Below are 21,581 nucleotides of genomic sequence, written 5' to 3'. Positions count from 1 at the left end.
GGGCGGTCGCTGTCGCGTCGTACCCGGACGGGAGTGTCCGGAGGTGGCGGTCGAGGGCCGGGACGTGACGTCCCGGCCCCGCCGGTGTGGTGCAGCTCAGCTGTCGCCGCTCGTGCCGCTGTGCGCGGTGACGCCGGCCTCCGCGCGCTGGGCCGTGGCCGGGTCCTTCCAGACGTGCACCCGCTGCGGCGGGCGCTGCTCCAGACCCCGGAGGCCGGCGGTCGCGCCCAGCGCCTCCGCGTACACCTGGTCGGCGTCGAGGCGGCGCAGCTCCTCGGCCAGCTCGTCACCGAGCGGCCGACGGACCAGCGGCAGCGTCCGGTCCTCCTGGCCGGTCCGCCGGAACACGGCCAGGCTCTCCTCGCGGGTCAGCGTCAGCTTGTCGCCGTTCGCGCAGGTCAGCTGAACCTCGCGCATGCGGGGGAACTCGTCGCTGTCCACCCGCCGCGGGGTGATGCCGAGCCGGCTGGACAGCCAGCCGGCCATCAGCGCCGCCGTCGGGTCGGTGGGCGGCGCGACGATTGTCGCCTCGGTGACCTTCGCCTCGGTGGTGTCGAACGCACCGGCCACCAGGGTCCGCCACGGGGTGATCCGGGTCCACGCCAGGTCGGTGTCGCCCGGGGCGTAGTCCCGGGCCCGCTGGCGCAGCGCCTCCACCGGGTCGGCGGCCTGCGCGGTGTCGGTGATCCGCCGGTCGGCGACCACGCCGAGGAAGTCGGTGGCGATCTCCGCGGGCGGCTCACCGTGCCACCAGGTCACCACCGGTACGTCCGGCACCAGCAGCGGCATCACCACCGACTCGGCGTGCAGGGCGAGCCGCCCGTACATCCGGGTGACCACCGCCTCGCACGGGCCGAGCCGACCACCGACGACGATCTCCGCGTCCAGCCGGTTCCGGTCCCGCTCGATGTCCGAGCGGACCACGACGACCAGCCGGCAGGGGTGGGCGGCGGCGGCGATGGTCGCCGCCGCCTCCGCCTCGCGGACCCGCTTCTCGTCCACCACCACGATGAGGGTGAGCGCCATGCCGCTGGCCACACCACCGGCGCTCCGCCGCTCGGCGGCCAGCGCCTTGACCACCTCGTTGCCGGTGGTGTCCCACAGCCCGATCATGCTCTTCTCCAAGCGCGGCCCTCGCGGGCCAGCATCTCGTCGGCCGCCCGCGGCCCCCACTCGCCGGCCCGGTACGGCTCCGGCGTGGTGCCCACCCAGGCGTGCTCCAGCGGGTCGATGACCTGCCAGCTCTGCTCGACCTCGGCGGCGTCCGGGAACAGGGTGCGGTCCCCGATCAGCACGTCCAGCACCAGCCGCTCGTACGCCTCGGGGCTGGACTCGGTGAACGCCTCGCCGTACTGGAAGTCCATCGCGATGTCGCGGACCTCCATGGTGGTGCCCGGCACCTTCGAGCCGAACTTGAGCACCACGCCCTCGTCCGGCTGCACCCGGATCACCAACTGGTTGTTGCCCAGCGACTCCATGTCGGCGTCGTTGAACGGCAGGTGCGGCGCCTTCTTGAACATGATGGCGACCTCGGTGACCCGCCGGGGGAGACGCTTGCCGGCCCGGATGTAGAACGGCACCTCGGCCCAGCGCCGGTTCTGGATGCCGAGGCGGACCGCCACGTACGTCTCCGTGGTGGAGTCGGCCGGGACGTCCTGCTCCTCCCGGTAGCCGACCGCGCGCTCGCCGCCCACCCAGCCGGGCAGGTACTGGCCCCGGACGGTGTCCCGGGCCACGTCCTTCGGCAGGGTGATCGCCTTGAGCACCTTCAGCTTCTCGGCGCGGATCTCGTCGGCGTCGAAGCTGGTCGGCTCCTCCATGGCCACCAGGGCCAGGAGTTGGAGCAGGTGGTTCTGCAGGACGTCGCGGGCCGTGCCTACGGTGTCGTAGAAGCCGGCCCGGGTGCCGATGCCAACGTCCTCGGCCATGGTGATCTGCACCGAGTCGACGTACTTCGAGTTCCACAGCGGCTCGAACAGGTTGTTGGCGAACCGCAGGGCGAGGATGTTCTGGACCGTCTCCTTGCCCAGGTAGTGGTCGATCCGGAAGACGTCCTGGCGGGTGAACACGTCGTCGACGAGGTCGTTGAGCGCCTTCGCCGACGGCAGGTCGTTGCCGAACGGCTTCTCCACCACGACCCGCCGCCACCCGCCGGACTTCTCGTTGTCGGCCATGCCGGTGCGGGCCAACTGCTTGAGCACCACCGGGAAGGCGGCCGGGGGGATGGAGAAGTAGAACGCCGCGTTGCCGGCGATGCCGTGGCTCTGCCGCAGCTCGTCCAGGGTCGAGGCGAGCTGGTCGAAGGCGGCGTCGTCGTCGAACGAGCCGCCCACGAACTTGATGTTGCCGGCCAGCCGCGCCCACACCTCGTCCCGCCACGGCGTACGGGCGTGCTTCTTGGCCGCCTCGCAGGCCAGCGTCTCGAAGTCACCGTCGCCCCAGTCACGACGCGCGAAGCCGAGCACCACGAAACCGGGCGGCAGCAGCCCCCGGTTCGCCAGGTCGTAGACCGCGGGGAGCAGCTTCTTGCGGGCCAGGTCGCCGGTCACCCCGAAGATCACCAGAGCGCACGGCTCGGGGATCCGGGGCAACCGGCGGTCCTGCGGGTCACGCAGCGGGTTCGTCGAGCCGCCTTCTGTCACAGCGTCCATCCTCACGCCCGCAGCTCACCGGCCGCGTCGAGTAGTTGGGCGACGCCGGCTGCCCGGTCGGTCAGGTGCAGCCGCAGCACCGGCCGCTCCCGGCCGGCAAGGGCCTGCCGGTCGCCGGCGGCCTGCGCCGCCTGCAACTCGCCGAAGGTGTACGGCTTGCCCGGCACGTCCAGGTCCTCCGCGACCGCGCCGGTCACCTGCAGGTAGCTGCCGACCTGCGGACCACCCTTGTGGTACTGGCCGGTGGAGTGCAGGAACCGCGGCCCCCAGCCGAAGGTGACCGGCCGTCCGGAGGCGCCGGCCAGCAGCGGGCGCAGCCGGGCCGCGTCGGCGTCGGCGAACCGGTCGAGGTACGCCATGACCGCCAGGTAACCGTCCTCGCCCAGCCCGTCGAGCAGCCACCGCAGCACGCCGGTGAGGTCACCCGGAGCGCCCTGCGGCGCGTACACCTCGATCGCGCCCTCGGTGAACGACGGCGTCTCGGCCGGCGGTCCCGACGCCAGGATCTTGTTGGTGTTCTCCTTGGACTCGGTGACGTTCGGCTGGTTGAACGGGTCGATGCCGAGCACCACGCCGGCCACCGCGGTGGCGTACTCCCAGGCCAGGAACTGCGCGCCGAGCGGGCCGTTGACGGCCACGTCCGGGTTGCCGCCACCGCCCGGCACGTCACCGGCGGCCAGCGCGCCGCCGTAGCTGACGGTCAGCACGTCGGGCCCGGTCGCGCCGGGGCTCTGCGGTGACTCCACGACCACCGGCAGGATGCCCACGCCGGCCTTGCCGGTCGACTCGGCGATGAGCTGCTCGGCCCAGTCGCCGAGGCCGTCGATGCCGGTGCCGTCGGACACCAGGGCGACCTTGTCGCGGGCCAGCGTGGCGGCGGCGCCCAGGGCGGCGCCCAGCGCCAGCGCCGGGTTGTCCTGGTCGGCGGCGAGCGACTGGGCCAACGCGTCGGCCTGGTCGATCAGCTCGGACACGTCGACGCCGGCCAGCGCGGACGGCACCAGCCCGAACGCGGTCAGCGCGGAGTACCGGCCGCCCACGTTCGGGTCGGCGAGCACGGTGAACGCGCCCATCTCCGACGCGGTCGTCTCCAGCGGCGAGCCCGGGTCGGTGACGATGACGAAGTGCCGGCCGGCCTCCGCCTCGGTCATCCCGGCGTCCAGGAATGCCTGCCAGTAGGCGCGGCGGTGGCTGTCGGTCTCCACCGTCGAGCCGGACTTGCTGGCGACCACCACGACGGTGCGTTCCAGCCGGTCACCGAGGGCCGCGCGGACCTGGCCCGGGTCGGTGGTGTCCAGCACGGTCAACGGCCGACCCAGGGTCCGCGTGATCACCTCGGGGGCGAGCGACGAGCCGCCCATGCCGGCGAGCACCACGTGGTCCAGGTCGGCCAGCTCCGCCTTCAGCTCGGCGAGCTGCGCCAGCAACTCCCGGCTGCGCTGGTGGGTGTCCACCCAACCGAGCCGGATCTTCGCCTCGGCCTCGGCGTCCGGACCCCACAGGGTGGCGTCCTTGGCGGCCAGCCGCCCGGGGACGCCGGCCTTGACCAGCGCCTCCCGGGTCGAGGCGGGCGCGGCCTTGTCGACCGCGTCCGCGCCGTGGACGGCGAGCCCGGCAGCCATCTCCGCCGGCCCGGCGAGCACGTCGCTCATGCGTTACCACCGGCCTTCTGGGCAGCCTCGGCGTTGCCCGCGGCGGCCTTGTTCGGCTCGCCCGTGCCCTTCGCCGCGGCCTGCAGCGACTTGCTGACGCCGTCGAGCAGCTCCTGCCAGCTCGCCTCGAACTTCTCCACGCCCTCGCGCTCCAGCGTGGCGATCACGTCGGCCATGTCCACCCCGACCGACTCCAGGTCCGTGAAGACCTTGCGGGCCGCGTCGTAGGACCCGGTGACGGTGTCACCGCGGGTCTCGCCATGATCGGCGTACGCGTGGATGACCGACTCCGGCATGGTGTTGACCGTGCCCGCGGCGATCAGCTCCTCCACGTAGATGACGTCCCGGTAGTCCGGGTTCTTCGTCGAGGTGGAGGCCCACAGCGGGCGCTGCGGGTGCGCCCCGGCCGCCTCCAGCGCCTTCCACCGGTCCGAGGAGAAGACCTCGGTGTAGCGCTCGTACGCGAGCTGCGCGTTGGCCACGGCGGCCTTGCCGCGCAGCGCCTTGGCCTGGTCCGAGCCGATCTTCTCCAGCCGCTTGTCGACCTCGGAGTCGACGCGGGAGACGAAGAACGACGCGACCGAGCCGATGGTGGACAGGTCGTGGCCGTTGGCCTTGGCCCGCTCCAGGCCGGTCAGGAAGGCCTCCATGACCGCCGAGTAGCGGTCCAGACCGAAGATCAGCGTGACGTTGACGCTGATCCCCTCGGCGAGCGTGTCGGTGATGGCCGACAGGCCCTCCTCGGTGGCCGGGATCTTGATGAACAGGTTGGGCCGGTCGACCAGCCACCACAGCGCCTTGGCCTCGGCGACCGTCTTGTCCGCGTCGTGCGCGCTGCGCGGGTCCACCTCGATCGAGACCCGGCCGTCCACGCCGGCGCTGCCGTCGTACGACGGGCGCATCACGTCGCAGGCCCACCGCACGTCGTACGTGGTGAGCATCCGGACGGCCTCTTCCACGTCCACGCCACGGGTGGCCAGGTCGCGCAGCTGCCAGTTGTACTCGTCGGCGTCGCTGAGCGCCTTCGCGAAGATGGTCGGGTTGGTGGTCACCCCGGCCACGTGCTTCTCGCGGCGGAGCTGGTCCAGCCCGCCGGAGCTCAGCCGCACCCGGGAGAGATCGTCGAGCCAGACCGCCACACCCGCGGCGGTCAGCTCATTCAGCTTGTCGGTCATGCCGTCCACGCTCCCTCAGTTGCCGGTCGTGAAACCGGTGATGTCGCCCACCCGGGCCAGCGAGGCGTGCGCCGCCGCCACGATCCGGTCGGGGGTGAACCCGAACTGCTCGAAGAGCACGGTGTGCGGGGCGCTCGCGCCGTAGTGCTCCAGACTGACGCTCTCGCCGAGGTCACCGACGATGCCGCGCCAGGACATCGCGATGCCCGCCTCCACGCTCACCCGTGCCTTTACCCCGCGAGGGAGCACCGACTCCCGGTACGCCTCATCCTGCTCGTAGAACCACTCCTGGCAGGGCATCGAGACGACCCGGGTCGGGGTGCCGTCGGCCTCCAGCCGCTCCCGGGCGGTCAGCGCGAGCTGCACCTCGGACCCGGTGCCGATGATGATCACCTGGGGCTTGCCGTTGGACGCCTCCGCCAGCACGTAGCCACCCTTGGCCACCCCCTCCGCGCCACCCAGCACGTCCCGGTCCAGGGTCGGCAGCGGCTGGCGGCTCAGCGCCAGCGCGGTCGGCCGGTCGGTGTGCTCCAGCGCCTGCCGCCAGGCCCACGCCGTCTCGTTGGCGTCCGCCGGGCGGACCACGTCCAGGCCCGGAATGGCCCGCAGCGCGGTCAGGTGCTCCACCGGCTGGTGGGTCGGGCCGTCCTCGCCCAGGCCGATCGAGTCGTGCGTCCAGACGTACGTCACGGGCAGCTTCATCAGCGCGGCCAGCCGTACCGACGGGCGCATGTAGTCGCTGAACACCAGGAACGTGCCGCCGTAGGGGCGGGTGCCGCCGTGCAGGGCGATGCCGTTCAGGATCGCGCCCATGGCGTGCTCACGGATGCCGAAGTGCAGCGTGCGGCCGTACTCGTGACCCGGGAAGTCCTTGGTGGCGTGCGCGGCCGGGATGAACGACGGCTCGCCCTTCATGGTGGTGTTGTTGCTCTCGGCCAGGTCGGCCGAGCCGCCCCACAGCTCCGGCAGCACCGGCGCGAGCGCCTCCAGCACCTTGCCGGACGCGGCCCGGGTGGCGACCCCCTTGGCGTCGGCGGGGAAGACCGGCAGCGCGTCGGTCCAGCCGTCGGGCAGCACCCGACCGGCGAGCCGCTCGTAGAGCGCCGTGCGCTCCGGGTTGGCCTTCTTCCAGGCGTCGAACGACGCGGTCCACTCCTGCTCGGCGTCCGAGCCGCGACCCATCACGGTACGGGCGTGACCCAGCACCTCCTCGTCGACCTGGAAGGTCTGCTCCGGGTCGAAGCCGAGGATGCGCTTGGTGGCCTTGACCTCGTCCGCGCCGAGCGCCGAACCGTGGATCTTGCCGGTGTTCTGCTTGTTGGGCGCGGGCCAGCCGATGATGGTGCGCAGCGCGATGAAGGAGGGGCGGGTGGTCTCCGCCTTGGCGGCCATGAGCGCGTCGTAGAGCGCCTCGACGTTCTCGTGGTAGTCGCCCTGGTCGGCGTCGCCGGTGCGCCAGTCCACGGTCTGCACGTGCCAGCCGTACGCCTCGTAGCGCGCCGCCACGTCCTCGCTCTTGGCGATCCGGGTGTCGTCCTCGATCGAGATCTCGTTGTCGTCGTAGATCAGCGTGAGGCTGCCCAGCTGCTGGTGACCGGCGAGGGCGCTGGCCTCGTGGCTGATGCCCTCCTCGATGTCGCCGTCCGAGGCGATGCACCAGATGTTGTGGTCGAAGACCGACGTGCCCGGCTCGGCCTCCGGGTCGAACAGGCCACGCTCGCGGCGGGCCGCCATGGCCATGCCGACGGCGTTGCCCAGACCCTGTCCGAGCGGACCGGTGGTGGTCTCGACGCCCGGCGTGTGCCCGTGCTCCGGGTGGCCCGGGGTCATCGAGCCCCACTGGCGCAGCGACTTCAGGTCGTCCAGGCTCAGCGGGTAGCCGGACAGGAAGAGCTGGATGTAGAGCGTCAGGCTGGAGTGGCCGGCGGAGAGCACGAACCGGTCCCGGCCGGGCCAGTTCGGGTCGGCCGGGTTGTGCCGCATGACCCGGTTGAACAGGAGATAGGCCGCGGGCGCGAGGCTCATCGCGGTGCCCGGGTGGCCGTTGCCGGATTTCTCCACGGCATCCATGGCCAGCACGCGGACGGTGTCGACGGCCCGGCGATCGAGGTCGGACCAGTTGAGTGCGGAGTGCTCGGGTCGGTTGGCAGCCACGATGGTTGTGCTCCTCGGCAGATGGGCGGAACCCTCACTGGTGACCCTATCGAGCGTGACTAAACGTCCGCCCGGGGATCTCGCATGGTGTGCGGTACGTGACGGTCGGCCAGGTGGTTCAACCCGGTGGTGTGACGGCCCGCACCGTTGTCGGGTCGGCCGGGCAGCCAAAACGACAACGCGTAGTGTGTGGGTCGGTGTGCGGTCCCCGAGCGGGCCTCGCCGGTCCGATCTCCCCGTGCCGATGCCGGAAGGTGGCAATCCGTGAGCATGATCACCGAGCGCCCCGCGAGCAACCCCGCCGGGCAATCCCCGGCACGGGCGGCCGAGGGTCCGGTGGCGCGGCGGGACGTACGCGCGATCGTGTCGGCGTACGTGGCGCTGACCAAGCCGCGCATCGTCGAGCTGCTGCTGGTCACCACCGTTCCGGCGATGATGCTGGCCGAGGGCGGCCTGCCCTCGCTGTGGTTGATGGCCGTGGTGCTCATCGGTGGCTCGCTCGCCGCGGGGGCGGCCAGCGTCCTCAACTGCTACATCGACCGGGACATCGACCAGTTGATGCGGCGCACCAAGCGGCGTCCGCTGCCGGCGCACACCGTGTCGCCCCGGAGCGCGCTGGTCTTCGGCCTGGTGCTGGCGGCGGTCTCGATCGTGCTGATGGCGGTGTTCACCAACCTGCTCGCCGCCGGGCTGACGCTCGCCGCGATCGTCTACTACGACGTCATCTACACGATGTGGCTCAAGCGCTCCACCCCGACGAACACCTTCTGGGGCGGCGCCTGCGGAGCCGCCCCGGTGCTCATCGGCTGGGCGGCGGTCACCGGCGGGCTCGCCCCGGCGGCCTGGGCGCTGTTCGCGGTGGTCTTCTTCTGGCAGATGCCGCACTTCTACCCGCTGGCCATGAAGTACAAGGACGACTACGCCCGCGCCGGTATCCCGATGCTGCCCGTGGTGGCGTCGATCCGTCGGGTGAACGCCGAGATCCTGATCTTCGCCTGGCTCACCGTGCTGACCTCCCTCGCTGTCTGGCCGCTGGGGCTGAGCGCGATCTACGGCGTGCCGACCCTGGTGGTGGGCGCCATCTTCATCCTCGAGGCGCACAAGCTCTGCCGGCGGGCGACGCGCGGCGAGGCGGTCAAGCCGATGCGGCTGTTCCACTGGTCCACGACGTACCTGACGATCGTGTTCGTGGCCGTCGCGCTCGACGCGCTGATCTGAGCCGGCGCTGCGACGCGGCTCGCGTCGCGGCGGAGCTCTGGACCAATCATCACCGTGGATGAGTTGTCCCGGTTTAACGTCACATCAGAGTAACTTTCGGCATGAGTCGGATCGGCTCAACCTGCGGGGTTTCCGCGCTGGTTTGCTCCAGCGGTTACGGCGGGAAAGTCCTGATTTAATCGGACAAAAAGTCGGTGCTCGTCCTTAAACCCGTAGGTAATTGGCATCACAAAAGGTTCATGGTTCTCGCCCGCGCGAGTGGAACTCTGCTTAGGCTTCGCGTCATGGCAGATGGTTCCGATACGACGCTGACGGCCGAGCAGACCTCCGGCGAGCGGGCCCCGCAGGGTCTGGTCGCGGGTCTCAAGTCGTTCGCCGCCGCGCACGGCGGCGCGAAGGCCGTCATCGAGTACGTCGGTAAGCGCGGCGCACGGATCGTCCTCGTGGGCGGCGACGGTGAGTGGGGCGACCAGTTCGCCGAGGACACCGTCACGGCCCGGGAGGCGTGCGCCACGGCGGGAGTCACCGTCGAGAACGCCTGGGAGCGTGAACTGATGGACCAGATGCGACCGAGCAACGACCTCTGGCGGTCGATGGCCCGGCGCACGATGGCCCGCTGAGATAGATAGCTGAAATTGACCAACCACCACCAGTCGACCCGGGGGAAACCCCGGGTCGCTCTCGTCACCTGCTCCCGCCTGGCCGACCTCGACTCCGACGACCGCCTCGTCCTCGACCCACTCGCCGCGCGGGGGATCACCGCCGAGGTCGCCGTCTGGGACGACCCGGACGTCGACTGGTCCACGTACGACCTGGTCGTGCTCCGCTCGCCCTGGGACTACGCGCTGCGCCGCGACGAGTTCGTCGCCTGGGCCGCCACCGTGCCCACCCTGGTCAACCCGGCCGACGTGGTGCGGTGGAACACCGACAAGCGCTATCTCGGCGAAATGAGCGCCGCCGGAGTGCCCACCGTGCCGACCTCCTGGGTCGAGCCGGGCCAGACCTGGTCCCCGCCCGCCGACTCCGGCGAGTACGTGATCAAGCCGGCGGTCAGCGCGGGCAGCCAGGACACCGGCCGCTACGACCTGGCCGACCCGGAGCACCGCACCCTGGCCGAGGCGCACGTACGCCGCCTCTCGGCCGCCGGCCGGACGACGATGGTCCAGCCGTACCTGCGCGCCGTCGACACCGAGGGTGAGACCGCGCTGCTCTTCCTGGCCGGCCCGGACGGTCTCGCGTTCAGTCACGCCATCCGCAAGGGCCCGATGCTGACCGGCCCGGACCTCGGCCCGGACGAGCTGTACAAGGACGAGGAGATCAGCCCCCGTACCGCCGGGGACGAGCAGTTGGCGGTCGCGGAGCGCACCCTCGCCGCGCTGCCCGGCGGCACCCGGCAGCTCCTCTACGCCCGGGTGGACCTGATCCCCGGCCCGGACGGCGACCCGGTCCTGGTCGAGGTGGAGCTCACCGAACCGTCGCTCTTCCTCGGGTACGCCGACGGCGCCGCCGACCGCTTCGCCACCGCCATCGCCACCCACCTCGCCCGCCCGGCCTGACCCCGCACCGTCGCGCCGGCGCGCCCGGCGGCGTGTGCCCCAAGATCCGCGCAATATCGCGGATGTTGCTGTCTCCCGGCCGCGGGAAGCAGCAACATCCCCGATGCTGTGCAGATCTTGAGCAGGCGCAGGGGTGTTAGGCGGGGGCGGGGACTGCTGTGGGTTCGTGGGCTTCGGCGTGGGGTGCCGGGGTTGCCGGGTGGCGTTCACGGGTGGACCACTGGACCGCTAGGGCGGCCAGGAGCACCAGGCACGAGCCGAGCATGTGCGCGCCGACCAGGAGCGCCGGCACGTGGGTGAAGTACTGCACGAAGCCGATGACCCCCTGACCCAGCTCCACCGCCAGCAGGACCACTGCGGCCCGGGTGGCCCGTCGTGCGCCCACCGCACGGAACGCGAAGACGAGCGCCACCGACAGGCCGATCAGCAGGAAGACCCCGTCGGCGTGCACCTGGGAGATGGACTCCGGGTCCAGGCCGTTGCGGGCCGCGCCGTGGTCCCCGGCGTGCGGTCCGCTGCCGGTGACCCAGGTGCCGATCACCAGTACCGCGACGGTGACGCCGGTGGTGACCCGGGCCAGCGTACGCAGGGGAGTGGGCACCACGGCGACCGTCGGGCCGTCCGGGTCGCCGATCCGCCGCCAGAGGGCGTACGCGGCGGCGATCACCGCCATCGAGGCGAGGAAGTGCAGCCCGACCACCCACGGGTTGAGGTTGGTGAGGACCGTGATGCCGCCGATCACCGCCTGGGCGGGGATGCCCAGGAACACGGCGACGGCGAGGGCGAGGAGCCCGGGTCGGCGGGGCCGGTGGGTCAGCACCGCCAGCACGGTGGCCAGCGCGATGAGGCCGACCGCGAAGGTCAGCATCCGGTTGCTGAACTCGATCACCCCGTACACGCCCATCTCGGGGGTGGTGACGTACGAGTCGTCGGTGCACCGGGGCCAGGTGGGGCAGCCGAGGCCCGACGCGGTCAGCCGGACCGCCCCGCCGGTGACGACGATTGCCACGTTCGCGATGATCGAGGCGAGCGCGAGGCGGCGCAGCAGGACGCCGGATACCGGACGGACGATTCGGTTCACGGCGCAAATCCTACGCACCGTAGTGATCGAGGTTCGTCCGACTCCGCCGGCTCGGTGGTTCGGATCACCGGGGCCCGGGTTTGCCACCCTCCGGGCAATTACGTAACGTTGGCGTTGTGAAAAACGCGGCGGCGCTCTCCGGGCACCAGTCGGCGGCCGTCCCGGCCGTCGGCGCGTCCGCGTCCGCCCTCGTCGGGGCCGCGTCGTCCGTCCTGGGCGGGCCCGCGACCGAGACCTCCACCCGGGACCGGGTCACCCAGCTGTTGCTGGAGCGGGGCGCGACGACCGCCGCGCAGCTCGGTCTGGCGCTCGGCCTCAGCCCGGCGGCGATCCGCCGGCACCTGGACGCGATGCTCGCCGACGGTGACGTGGTCGCCCGCGAGCAGGCGGTGCAGGGCAGCCGTGGCCGGGGCCGTCCGGCCAAGGTGTTCGTGCTGACCGAGGCGGCTCGCGGCCGCTGTGGCACGCACCACTACGACAACATGGCCACCGCCGCGCTGCGCTGGATCGCCCGCAGCGGTGGTCCGGACGCGGTCGAGGCGTTCGCCGCCGAACAGGTCTCCGCACTCGAGTCGCGCTGCCGGGCCGCCATGGAGGACGCCGGCGACGACCCCCTCGCGCGGGCCGAGGCACTCGCCGGAGCGCTGACCGCCGAGGGTTACGCTGCCAACGCGACCACGATCGCCTCCGGCGGCCAGCTCTGTCAGCACCACTGCCCGGTGGCGCACGTGGCCGCCGAGTTTCCCCAGCTGTGCGAGGCCGAGACCGCGGTGATCTCCCGTCTGGTCGGCACCCACGTGCAGCGCCTGGCCACCATCGCGCACGGCGACGGGGTGTGCACGACGCACATCCCGACCCAGCCGGGCCGTGCTCCATCCGGTAATCCCGTCACCACTGTGAGGACAGATAGATGACCGAGCAGATCGTCCAGCCCCTGACCCAGGAAGAGCAGCTCGCCGCCCTGGGTCGCTACGAGTACGGCTGGTCCGACCCGGACGCCGCCGGGGCGGTCGCCCAGCGCGGCCTCAACGAGGCGGTGGTGCGGGACATCTCGGCCAAGAAGAACGAGCCGGCCTGGATGCTCGACCTGCGCCTGAAGGGCCTGCGGCTGTTCGGCCGCAAGCCGATGCCGGCCTGGGGCGCGGACCTCACCGGCATCGACTTCGACAACATCAAGTACTTCGTGCGGTCCACCGAGAAGCAGGCCACCAGCTGGGAGGACCTGCCCGAGGACATCAAGAACACGTACGACCGGCTGGGCATCCCGGAGGCGGAGAAGCAGCGGCTGGTCGCGGGTGTCGCGGCGCAGTACGAGTCGGAGGTCGTCTACCACAAGATCCGTGAGGACCTTGAGGAGCAGGGCGTCATCTTCCTCGACACCGACACCGCGCTGCGGGAGCACGAGGACATCTTCAAGGAGTACTTCGGCACGGTGATCCCGGTCGGCGACAACAAGTTCGCCGCGCTGAACACTTCCGTGTGGTCGGGTGGATCGTTCATCTACGTGCCGAAGGGCGTGCACGTGGAGATCCCGCTGCAGGCCTACTTCCGGATCAACACGGAGAACATGGGCCAGTTCGAGCGGACGCTGATCATCGTCGACGAGGGTGCGTACGTGCACTACGTCGAGGGCTGCACCGCGCCGCTCTACTCCTCGGACTCGCTGCACAGCGCGGTCGTGGAGATCATCGTGAAGAAGAACGCGCGCTGCCGCTACACGACCATCCAGAACTGGTCGAACAACGTGTACAACCTGGTCACCAAGCGCGCCGTCTGCCACGAGGGCGCGACCATGGAGTGGGTCGACGGCAACATCGGCTCGAAGGTGACCATGAAGTACCCGGCGGTCTACATGACCGGCGAGCACGCCAAGGGTGAGGTGCTCTCGGTGGCGATGGCCGGCGAGGGTCAGCACCAGGACGCCGGCGCCAAGATGGTGCACGCGGCACCGCACACGAGCAGCACCATCGTGTCGAAGTCGATCGCCCGTGGTGGCGGCCGGACCTCGTACCGGGGCCTGGTGCAGGTGCTGGAGGGCTCGCACCACAGCCGCAGCACGGTCAAGTGCGACGCGCTGCTGGTCGACACCATCTCGCGCTCGGACACCTACCCGTACGTCGACATCCGCGAGGACGACGTGTCGATGGGGCACGAGGCGACCGTCTCCAAGATCAGCGATGACCAGCTCTTCTACCTGATGAGCCGGGGTCTGAGCGAGGACGAGGCGATGGCCATGATCGTGCGTGGCTTCATCGAGCCGATCGCCAAGGAGCTCCCGATGGAGTACGCGCTGGAGCTGAACCGGCTCATCGAGCTCCAGATGGAGGGCGCGGTCGGCTGACGCCGCCCGTACCACCAGACACCGTCGTCGCAGCAGAGAACAGACCAAGGAAGAGATGACTACCCAGGCTTCCGCGCCGCCGCCCAGCACCAAGTCGCAGGCGCTGCGCTCGTACGACGTCGCCGACTTCCCGGCCCTCACCGGCCTGGAGGAGGAGTGGCGTTTCACCCCGCTCAAGCGCCTCCGCGGCCTGGTCGCCGAGGCGCCGGCCACGACCGGCACGGTCCGGCACGAGTACGGCGACCTGCCCGAGGGCGTCTCCGTCACGCGGATCGGCCGGGACGACGAGCGGGTCGGCAGCGTGCTCACCCCGGTCGACCGGGTCAGCGCGCTGGCGTACGGCGCTGCCGCCGACGCCCTGCTGGTGCGGGTGGCGCAGGATGTGGTGCTCGGCGAGCCGGTGAGCCTGCGGGTGGTCGGCACGGGCGCCGAGCAGCCGGCGTTCGGCCACACGTTCGTCGAGGTCTGCCGCTTCGCCGAGGCGACCCTGGTGCTGGAGCACGTCGGGTCGGCCACGCTGGCCGACAACGTCGAGGTGGCCGTGGCCGACGGCGCGAAGCTGACACTGGTCACGGTCGCCGACTGGGCCGACGACGCGGTCCAGGCCCAGCACCTGAAGATCAAGCTGGGCCGGGACGCCAAGGTCATCCACATCCAGGTGTCCCTGGGCGGCGACCTGGTCCGGCAGTTCACCTCGGTGGAGTACACCGGCCGGGGCGGCGAGGCCGAGCTGTACGGCGTCTACTTCGCCGACGGCGGCCAGCACCTGGAGCACCGCCAGTTGGTCGACCACAACGTGCCGGACTGCCGCAGCTACGTCGGCTACCGGGGCGCGTTGCAGGGCGCGGACGCGCACACCGTCTGGGTCGGCGACGTGCTGATCCAGGCCGAGGCGACCGGCACCGACACGTACGAGATCAACCGGAACCTGCTGCTCACCGACGGCGCGCGCGCGGACTCCGTACCCAATCTGGAGATCGAGACCGGCGAGATCGCCGGCGCGGGCCATGCCAGCGCGACCGGCCGCTTCGACGACGAGCAGTTGTTCTACCTGATGGCCCGGGGTATCCCGGAGGGTGAGGCCCGGCGCCTGGTGGTCCGCGGCTTCTTCGCCGAGGTGATCAACAAGATCCCGGTCGAGGAGCTGCGCGAGCGCCTGGGCGACGCGATCGAGGCCCGGCTCGCCAAGGCCGGCGCCTGATGATCCGGATCTGCTCCACCGAGGACGTGCCGAAGGGCACCGCCATCCGCGCGGAGGTCGACGGCACGCCGATCGCCCTGGTGCACGCCGAGGACGGCCAGTTCTACGCCGCCTACGACGAGTGCTCGCACGCCGCGGTCGCCCTCTCCGAGGGTGAGGTCGACGGCTGCACGCTGGAGTGCTGGTTGCACGGCTCGCGCTTCGACCTGCGCACCGGCGCGCCCAGCGGCCTGCCGGCCACCGAACCCGTACCCGTCTACCCCGTCGAAGTCCGCGACGGCGACATCTACCTGAGCCTGACGCCGAGTAATGGAGTGACCCGATAATGAGCACCCTGGAGATCCGCGACCTGAAGGTGTCGGTCAAGCTGCCCGAGGGTGAGCTCAAGCCGATCCTGGCCGGCGTCGACCTGACCGTGAAGTCCGGTGAGACCCACGCGATCATGGGCCCGAACGGTTCCGGCAAGTCGACCCTGGCGTACTCGATCGCCGGTCACCCCAAGTACGAGATCACCGGCGGCACGGTGACCCTCGACGGCGAGGACGTTCTCGCCATGACGGTCGACGAGCGCGCCCGCGCCGGCCTCTTCCTGGCCATGCAGTACCCGGTCGAGGTGCCCGGCGTCTCGGTGGCGAACTTCTTGCGGACCGCCAAGACCGCCGTCGACGGCGAGGCGCCGAAGCTGCGCACCTGGGGCGGCGAGCTGCGCGGCGCGATGGAGCGCCTCCAGATGGACCCGGCGTTCGCCCAGCGCAACGTCAACGAGGGCTTCTCCGGCGGTGAGAAGAAGCGGCACGAGATCGTCCAGTTGGAGCTGCTCAAGCCGAAGATCGCCATCCTCGACGAGACCGACTCGGGTCTCGACGTGGACGCGCTGCGCGTGGTCAGCGAGGGCGTCAACCGGGTCCGCGACACCGGTGACACCGGCGTACTGCTGATCACCCACTACACGCGGATCCTGCGCTACATCAAGCCGGACTTCGTGCACGTCTTCGTGGCCGGCCGGATCGTCGAGCAGGGCGGCCCGGAGCTGGCCGACAAGCTCGAGGCCGAGGGCTACGAGCGGTACGCCGCCGGGGCCGGCACGGCCAAGGCCTGAGCGGGGAAGGCACTGCCGAGATGACCAGCATCGCGATCCCCGAGGGGATGCCGCAGTACGACGACGTGCCGCGTTTCGACGTGGCCCGGGTGCGCGCCGATTTCCCGATCCTCGATCGGGAGATCAACGGGCATCCGCTGGTCTACCTCGACAGCGCCAACACCTCGCACAAGCCCCGGCAGGTGCTCGACGTGCTCGACGAGCACTACGCGCGGCACAACGCCAACGTGTCGCGCTCGGTGCACACGCTGGGCACCGAGGCCACCGAGGCGTACGAGGGGGCGCGGGCCAAGGTCGCCGCGTTCATCAACGCCCCGAGCGTCGACGAGGTGGTGTTCACCAAGAACTCCACCGAGGCGATCAACGTCGTGGCGTACGCCTTCTCCAACGCCTCGCTGCGTCCGGACGGCGACCCCCGGTTCCGGCTCGGCCCCGGCGACGAGGTGGTGATCTCCGAGATGGAGCACCACTCGAACATCGTCCCGTGGCAGCTGCTCTGCGAGCGCACCGGCGCGACCCTGCGCTGGTTCCCCGTGACCGACCAGGGCCGGCTGGACGAGTCGGGCCTGGAAGACCTGGTCACCGAACGGACGAAGATCGTCTCGCTGGTGCACGTGTCGAACATCCTCGGCACCGTCAACGCCACCTCCCGGATCACCGCGCGGGTCCGCGAGGTGGGCGCGCTGCTGCTGCTGGACTGCTCGCAGTCCGTGCCGCACCTGCCCATCGACGTGGTCGACCTGGACGCCGACTACATCGTGTTCACCGGGCACAAAATGCTCGGCCCGACCGGCATCGGCGTGCTCTGGGGGCGCGGTGAGCTGCTGGCGGCCATGCCGCCGGTGATGGGCGGCGGCTCGATGATCGAGACGGTGACCATGGCCCGGTCGACGTTCGCCGCGCCGCCGGCCCGTTTCGAGGCGGGCACCCCGCCGATCGCCGAGGCGGTCGCGCTGGGCGCGGCGGTCGACTACCTCACCGGCATCGGCATGGCGGCCATCCAGTGGCACGAGAAGGAGCTGACGGCGTACGCGCTGGACGCCCTCGGCTCGGTGCCCGACCTGCGGATCTTCGGCCCGACCGTACCGATCGGCCGGGGTGGCACCATCTCGTTCGCCCTGGGCGACGTGCACCCCCACGACGTGGGTCAGGTCCTCGACTCGCTGGGTGTGCAGGTGCGGGTGGGGCACCACTGCGCGAAGCCGGTGTGCAGCCGGTTCGGCGTACCGGCGATGACCCGGGCGTCGTTCTACCTCTACACCACCACCGGGGAGATCGACGCCCTGGTGGGCGGTCTGGAGCAGGTACGGAAGGTGTTCGACTGATGGTGCAGCTCGACCAGCTCTACCAGGAGATCATCCTGGACCACTACAAGCACCCGCACGGGCGTGGTCTGCGTGACGCCGACGACCCGACCGACCAGGTCGCGGAGGCGCACCACGTCAACCCGACCTGCGGCGACGAGGTCACCATCCGGGTGGCCACCGACGGCGACGTCCTGCACGACATCTCGTACGACGGCATGGGCTGCTCGATCAGCCAGGCGTCGGCGAGCGTCCTGCACGAGTTGCTGCGCGGTCGGGGCGCCGGGGAAGCATTCGAGGTGCACGAGGCGTTCGTCGAGTTGATGTCCGGACGTGGCCAGGTCACGCCGGACGAGGACGTACTCGGTGACGGGGTGGCTTTCGCGGGTGTGGCCCGCTATCCCGCCCGGGTCAAGTGCGCGCTGCTGCCGTGGATGGCGTTCAAGGACGCCGCGGCACGCGCCGGTGTGGGCGTGAGCCCGGAGGTGAAGGCATGAGCGAGCGTCAGCGAGCGAATCAGTGGTTCGGCGCGGTGGTGCCTCATGGCGTCACGGAGCGAAGCGGAGAGACGGCATGAGCAGCGAGAACACGGCTACGGCGGCGACGCCGGAGGCCGACGAGACCGTCGCGGCGCAGACCGGCGCGGTGAGTGGCGACGCCACCGCCCCGGCGGGCGAAGCCGCAGTCCCGGCGGGCGACGGTGCCCCGGCGGGTGGCGCTGCCCCGGCGGGTGACGCTGCCCCGGCGGGTGGCGCTGCCCCGGCGGGTGACGTCGCCCCGGCGGGTGGCGTCAGCAAGGCCATGATCGCCGACATCGAGGAGGCGATGAAGGACGTCGTCGACCCGGAGCTGGGCATCAACGTGGTCGACCTGGGCCTGGTGTACGGGGTGCACGTCGACGACGAGAACGTCGCGACCCTGGACATGACGCTCACCTCGGCGGCGTGCCCGCTGACCGACGTGATCGAGGACCAGGCCCGGCAGGCGCTGACCACCGGCCCCGGTGGCGGCCTGGTCAACGACATCCGGATCAACTGGGTCTGGCTGCCGCCGTGGGGTCCGGACAAGATCACCGACGAGGGTCGGGACCAGCTCCGTTCCCTCGGCTTCAACGTCTGACCTCGTCTTCACCGCTCGTCGAGCGCGGCACCCCGTCGGGTGCCGCGCTCGACTTCGTTCAAGGTGAATCTTCTCTTGGAACGGATCGTTCCGGTCTGGTAGGCTGAACTCAGAACGGAGCGGAACGTTCCGTTTCACGAGGTGAATCGACGGGTCGGCGGAGAGGGTCGGGACAATGAACGAGACGGCAGTGGGGCAGTGGAGGATCGTGCTCGACGAGGCGTACCGGGTGCTGCGGACGACCGCCGAGGGGATCCCGACCGATGCCTGGGACCTCTCCACCCCCTGCGAGCGGTGGACGGTCACCCAGGTGCTCCAGCACGCGACCGGCGACCAGTTGGCCTACGTCGCGGCGATCACCGGCGGGTCGGGGCCGGAGGAGGACCCGTTCGCACCCTCCGGGCGGATCGAGGGGGACAAGCTGACCGGCCTGTACGCCGCCCTCGACGCGTCCGCCCGCGCCTGGGCGGGAGTCGCTGACGACGACCCGCAGGTGCCGACGCCGCTGCCGCACGGCGCGCTGCCGGCCCACCTGGCTGCCGTCGCCGCCGCCCTCGACGCGGCGGTGCACGCCTGGGACATCGCGGTGGCCATCGGCCAGCCGTCCCCGTTGAGCGACGATCTGGCCCGACCCCTGCTCGACGTCGCCCGGCAGATCGTCGAGCCGCTGCGGAACTACGGCGCGTACGCGGCGGCGCTCGACCCGGGCGCGGAGGCCGACGACGTCACGGCGCTGCTTTCCTACCTCGGCCGCGACCCCCGCTGGACCGGGGCGCGGCACTGACCGACCAAGATCTCGCTCGATCATTGATGTAGTGGCCTCGGCGACGTGCCGAGGCCACTACATCGTGGTTCGAGCACGATCTTCAGACCGGCACTCGGCTCGCCCGCCCCCGGACGGGCCCATCGGCCGACCGGCCCCGGCAAGATCCGCGCAACATCACCGATGTTGCTGCTTCCCGCGTGTCTGAGGCAGCAACATCGGTGATGTTGTGAGGATCTTGGCGCGGGGCGCGGGGCGCGGGGCGCGGGGCGCGGGGCGCGGGGCGCGGGGCGCGGGGCGCGGGGCGCGGGGCGCGGGGCGCGGGGCGCGGGGCGCGGGGCGCGGGGCGCGGGGCGCGGGGCGCGGGGCGCGGGGCGCGGGGCGCGGGGCGCGGGGCGCGGGGCGCGGGGTCTTCCACGACGCCGATCTTGCACTTTCTGCCCAGACTTATGTCGCGAAGATGGACATGTCGGCGTTCGCAAGTGCAAGATCGGCGCGGCCGGGGCGCGGCCGGGGCGCGGCCGGGGCGCGGCCGGGGCGCGGCCGGGGCGCGGCGGGGCGCGGGCGGGGCGCGGGCGGGGCGCGGGCGGGGCGCGGGCGGGGCGCGGGAAACTGCGTTGCGGGGGTGGGTGTCGGCGCGGAGGATGCCGATGTGATTGAGGCGTACGCGATGCGGGTTCTGGTCCCTGCGACGACTGCCGGTCGTCGACAGCTGCCGGTGCCGGGGCGGGCCTCGATCCGACGCCGACGGCCGTGAGCGGGGCGTTCCTCGCCGGCGTGGTGGCCGGCTACGGCGTCGCCATTCCGGTGGGCGCGATCGCGATCCTCATCCTGGGGCTCAGTGCCCGTACCTCGTTCGGGGTCGGCGCGGCGGCGGCGCTCGCGGTGGCAACGGCCGACGGGCTCTACGCGGCGGTGGCCGCTTTGGGCGGCGCCAGCCTGGCGGGGGTCATCGCGCCGATCGCCGGTCCGCTGCGGGTGATTGCCGCCGTGGTCCTGTTCGCGCTCGCGGTGCACGGCTTCTGGCGGACCTGGGCCGCCCACCGGGCGCGGGAAGCGCCGACGGCGCGGGGCGGGCGGGGCATGGGCACTCCGGGTCGGGCCTACGCGGCGCTGCTCGGGTTGACCCTGCTGAATCCGACGACGGTGCTCTACTTCGTCGCGCTGGTGCTCGGTCGTCCGGACACGGCCGACGCGGGACTGTTGCCGGCGGTCTCCTTCGTGGCCGGCGTGTTCCTGGCGTCGGCGAGCTGGCAACTGCTCATCGCCGGTGGCGGCACTGTGGTCGGCCGGGCGCTGACCGGTCCGCGGGGACGGCTGATCACGGGTGTGCTGTCCAGCGTCCTCATCGCCGCGTTGGCGGTGGCCGCGCTGCTGCCCGGCTGACGACCTGCCCGCCGCGGGCGAGGCCGGGTTGGCCGTCGACCCGGGCCGGCCGTGTACGGTCGGGCGGTGACCAGTCGACCCGCCGCCGGGGGAGGCCGGTGGGTCGAGGTCGACCCGGCCCGCGTCGGTCGCTGGGTCGAGGGCTTCGCCGACCGGCACGGCCCGCCCACCACCACCGTGCAGGGGTACGGGCTGCTGCTCACCGCCCCCGACGGAGCCACCGCCGAACTGCACACTCCGCCCGGGTCGCCCGCCAGCGCCGACGTGGCCGCCTTCGTGGCCGCCGCCGGCACTTCGTACCGGATCGGTCTGCTGTTGGCCCGCAAGGGTGCGGTGGCGATCGGCGTGGCGCAGGGCACCGAGCTGGTGGTCTCCAAGGTGGACACCCGGTACGTGCAGGGGCGCACCGCGGCCGGTGGCTGGTCGCAGCACCGGTTCGCCCGGCGGCGCGACAACCAGGCCAAGGCGGCGCTGGGTGACGCGGCGGACCTGGCCGTACGGCTGCTGCTGCCGGAGGCGGCGAACCTGGCGGCCCTCGTCTGCGGCGGTGACCGGCGGGCCGTGGACACGGTGCTCGCGGACCGGCGGCTGGCCCCGCTCGTGCCGCTGCGGGCCGAGCGGCTGCTCGACGTGCCGGAGCCTCGGCACGCGGTGCTGGTCGCGGCGGTGGGCGCGGCTCGGGCGGTACGGATCCGGCTGCGCGACCCGGCCCCGGACTGACCGCGACGGCCGCCGCTCGTGCCCGATCGGGTCGCCCGCCGGACCGCCGCCCATGCCCCGCCGGGCCCCCGCCAGCGCCCGCCCGGTCGAATCCGGAGCGGAGACGGCCGCCACCCGATCGGGGGTTCGCGGCGTGGTGCGGCGCGGGTGGTCGGAGGATG

The 21,581-nt window shown here is 71.7% G+C and carries 20 protein-coding genes; 14 read left to right on the top strand and 6 right to left on the bottom strand.

Annotation, left to right across the window (positions count from 1 at the left end; translation table 11 throughout):
• Nucleotides 1–96: 96 nt before the first annotated feature.
• Genes ACN263_RS20070 through tkt form a run of 5 tightly spaced genes read right to left on the bottom strand, consistent with a single transcriptional unit; the run spans nucleotide 97 to nucleotide 7,632 of the window.
• Nucleotides 97–1,113: a glucose-6-phosphate dehydrogenase assembly protein OpcA gene (locus ACN263_RS20070; protein WP_422735914.1), complete on the bottom strand. Its 1,017-nt coding sequence runs from the start codon at nucleotides 1,111–1,113 to the stop codon at nucleotides 97–99.
• The gene (zwf, locus tag ACN263_RS20065) at nucleotides 1,110–2,651 is read right to left on the bottom strand and encodes a glucose-6-phosphate dehydrogenase (protein ID WP_422735912.1); all 1,542 of its coding nucleotides are present in this window, start codon (nucleotides 2,649–2,651) and stop codon (nucleotides 1,110–1,112) included. The genes ACN263_RS20070 and zwf overlap by 4 nt, the downstream gene beginning before the upstream one ends.
• Before the next feature lie 2 nt (nucleotides 2,652–2,653).
• A complete protein-coding gene (locus ACN263_RS20060) occupies nucleotides 2,654–4,303 on the bottom strand; it encodes a glucose-6-phosphate isomerase (RefSeq protein ID WP_422735911.1) in 1,650 nt (549 codons plus the stop codon).
• Complete coding sequence (gene tal / locus ACN263_RS20055; RefSeq protein WP_422735910.1) at nucleotides 4,300–5,478, bottom strand: transaldolase; 1,179 nt, start codon at nucleotides 5,476–5,478, stop codon at nucleotides 4,300–4,302. The genes ACN263_RS20060 and tal overlap by 4 nt, the downstream gene beginning before the upstream one ends.
• A 15-nt stretch (nucleotides 5,479–5,493) precedes the next feature.
• Complete coding sequence (gene tkt, locus ACN263_RS20050) at nucleotides 5,494–7,632, bottom strand: transketolase (RefSeq protein WP_422735909.1); 2,139 nt, start codon at nucleotides 7,630–7,632, stop codon at nucleotides 5,494–5,496.
• Between the two features lie 264 nt (nucleotides 7,633–7,896).
• Here tkt and ACN263_RS20045 point away from each other — a divergent pair, with 264 nt between their 5' ends.
• From ACN263_RS20045 to ACN263_RS20035, 3 genes are all read left to right on the top strand, one after another.
• Nucleotides 7,897–8,850, top strand: coding sequence for a heme o synthase (locus ACN263_RS20045; protein WP_422735908.1), 954 nt, complete (start codon nucleotides 7,897–7,899; stop codon nucleotides 8,848–8,850).
• A gap of 284 nt (nucleotides 8,851–9,134) precedes the next feature.
• A complete protein-coding gene (locus ACN263_RS20040; protein WP_422735907.1) occupies nucleotides 9,135–9,470 on the top strand; it encodes a hypothetical protein in 336 nt (111 codons plus the stop codon).
• A gap of 15 nt (nucleotides 9,471–9,485) precedes the next feature.
• Complete coding sequence (locus ACN263_RS20035) at nucleotides 9,486–10,406, top strand: ATP-grasp domain-containing protein (protein ID WP_422735906.1); 921 nt, start codon at nucleotides 9,486–9,488, stop codon at nucleotides 10,404–10,406.
• 136 nt (nucleotides 10,407–10,542) lie between these two features.
• Here ACN263_RS20035 and ACN263_RS20030 read toward each other — a convergent pair whose 3' ends face one another.
• Complete coding sequence (locus ACN263_RS20030; RefSeq protein WP_422735905.1) at nucleotides 10,543–11,505, bottom strand: COX15/CtaA family protein; 963 nt, start codon at nucleotides 11,503–11,505, stop codon at nucleotides 10,543–10,545.
• Between the two features lie 194 nt (nucleotides 11,506–11,699).
• Between ACN263_RS20030 and ACN263_RS20025 the strand changes: the two genes are divergently transcribed.
• The 11 genes from ACN263_RS20025 to ACN263_RS19975 all read left to right on the top strand — a co-directional run bounded on the left by ACN263_RS20025 (nucleotide 11,700) and on the right by ACN263_RS19975 (nucleotide 21,420).
• Nucleotides 11,700–12,401, top strand: coding sequence for a helix-turn-helix transcriptional regulator (locus ACN263_RS20025; RefSeq protein ID WP_422740764.1), 702 nt, complete (start codon nucleotides 11,700–11,702; stop codon nucleotides 12,399–12,401).
• Entirely contained in the window at nucleotides 12,398–13,828 is a 1,431-nt protein-coding gene (sufB, locus tag ACN263_RS20020; protein ID WP_422735904.1) for a Fe-S cluster assembly protein SufB, read from the top strand. The genes ACN263_RS20025 and sufB overlap by 4 nt, the downstream gene beginning before the upstream one ends.
• 55 nt (nucleotides 13,829–13,883) lie before the next feature.
• A complete protein-coding gene (gene sufD / locus ACN263_RS20015; RefSeq protein WP_422735903.1) occupies nucleotides 13,884–15,029 on the top strand; it encodes a Fe-S cluster assembly protein SufD in 1,146 nt (381 codons plus the stop codon).
• Nucleotides 15,029–15,355, top strand: coding sequence for a non-heme iron oxygenase ferredoxin subunit (locus ACN263_RS20010; protein WP_421472180.1), 327 nt, complete (start codon nucleotides 15,029–15,031; stop codon nucleotides 15,353–15,355). The genes sufD and ACN263_RS20010 overlap by 1 nt, the downstream gene beginning before the upstream one ends.
• The gene (sufC, locus tag ACN263_RS20005; protein WP_422735902.1) at nucleotides 15,355–16,128 is read left to right on the top strand and encodes a Fe-S cluster assembly ATPase SufC; all 774 of its coding nucleotides are present in this window, start codon (nucleotides 15,355–15,357) and stop codon (nucleotides 16,126–16,128) included. Before ACN263_RS20010 ends, sufC begins: the two co-directional genes overlap by 1 nt.
• Nucleotides 16,129–16,148: 20 nt before the next feature.
• Nucleotides 16,149–17,453, top strand: coding sequence for a cysteine desulfurase (locus tag ACN263_RS20000; RefSeq protein ID WP_422735901.1), 1,305 nt, complete (start codon nucleotides 16,149–16,151; stop codon nucleotides 17,451–17,453).
• 2 nt (nucleotides 17,454–17,455) lie between these two features.
• Nucleotides 17,456–17,929, top strand: coding sequence for a Fe-S cluster assembly sulfur transfer protein SufU (gene sufU, locus ACN263_RS19995; RefSeq protein WP_422740763.1), 474 nt, complete (start codon nucleotides 17,456–17,458; stop codon nucleotides 17,927–17,929).
• Between the two features lie 76 nt (nucleotides 17,930–18,005).
• On the top strand, nucleotides 18,006–18,551 hold the full coding sequence (locus ACN263_RS19990) for a metal-sulfur cluster assembly factor (protein WP_422735900.1): 546 nt from the start codon (nucleotides 18,006–18,008) through the stop codon (nucleotides 18,549–18,551).
• 175 nt (nucleotides 18,552–18,726) lie between these two features.
• Entirely contained in the window at nucleotides 18,727–19,335 is a 609-nt protein-coding gene (locus tag ACN263_RS19985; RefSeq protein ID WP_422735899.1) for a TIGR03086 family metal-binding protein, read from the top strand.
• 732 nt (nucleotides 19,336–20,067) lie between these two features.
• Entirely contained in the window at nucleotides 20,068–20,700 is a 633-nt protein-coding gene (locus ACN263_RS19980; protein WP_422735898.1) for a LysE family transporter, read from the top strand.
• A gap of 66 nt (nucleotides 20,701–20,766) precedes the next feature.
• The gene (locus ACN263_RS19975) at nucleotides 20,767–21,420 is read left to right on the top strand and encodes an acVLRF1 family peptidyl-tRNA hydrolase (RefSeq protein WP_422735897.1); all 654 of its coding nucleotides are present in this window, start codon (nucleotides 20,767–20,769) and stop codon (nucleotides 21,418–21,420) included.
• Nucleotides 21,421–21,581: the final 161 nt, after the last annotated feature.

Source organism: Micromonospora sp. WMMD729, assembly GCF_049315225.1.
Classification (GTDB): domain Bacteria; phylum Actinomycetota; class Actinomycetes; order Mycobacteriales; family Micromonosporaceae; genus Micromonospora.
The sequence above is the reverse complement of the archived record's forward strand: the minus strand, read 5'-3'. Positions and strand labels throughout refer to the sequence as shown.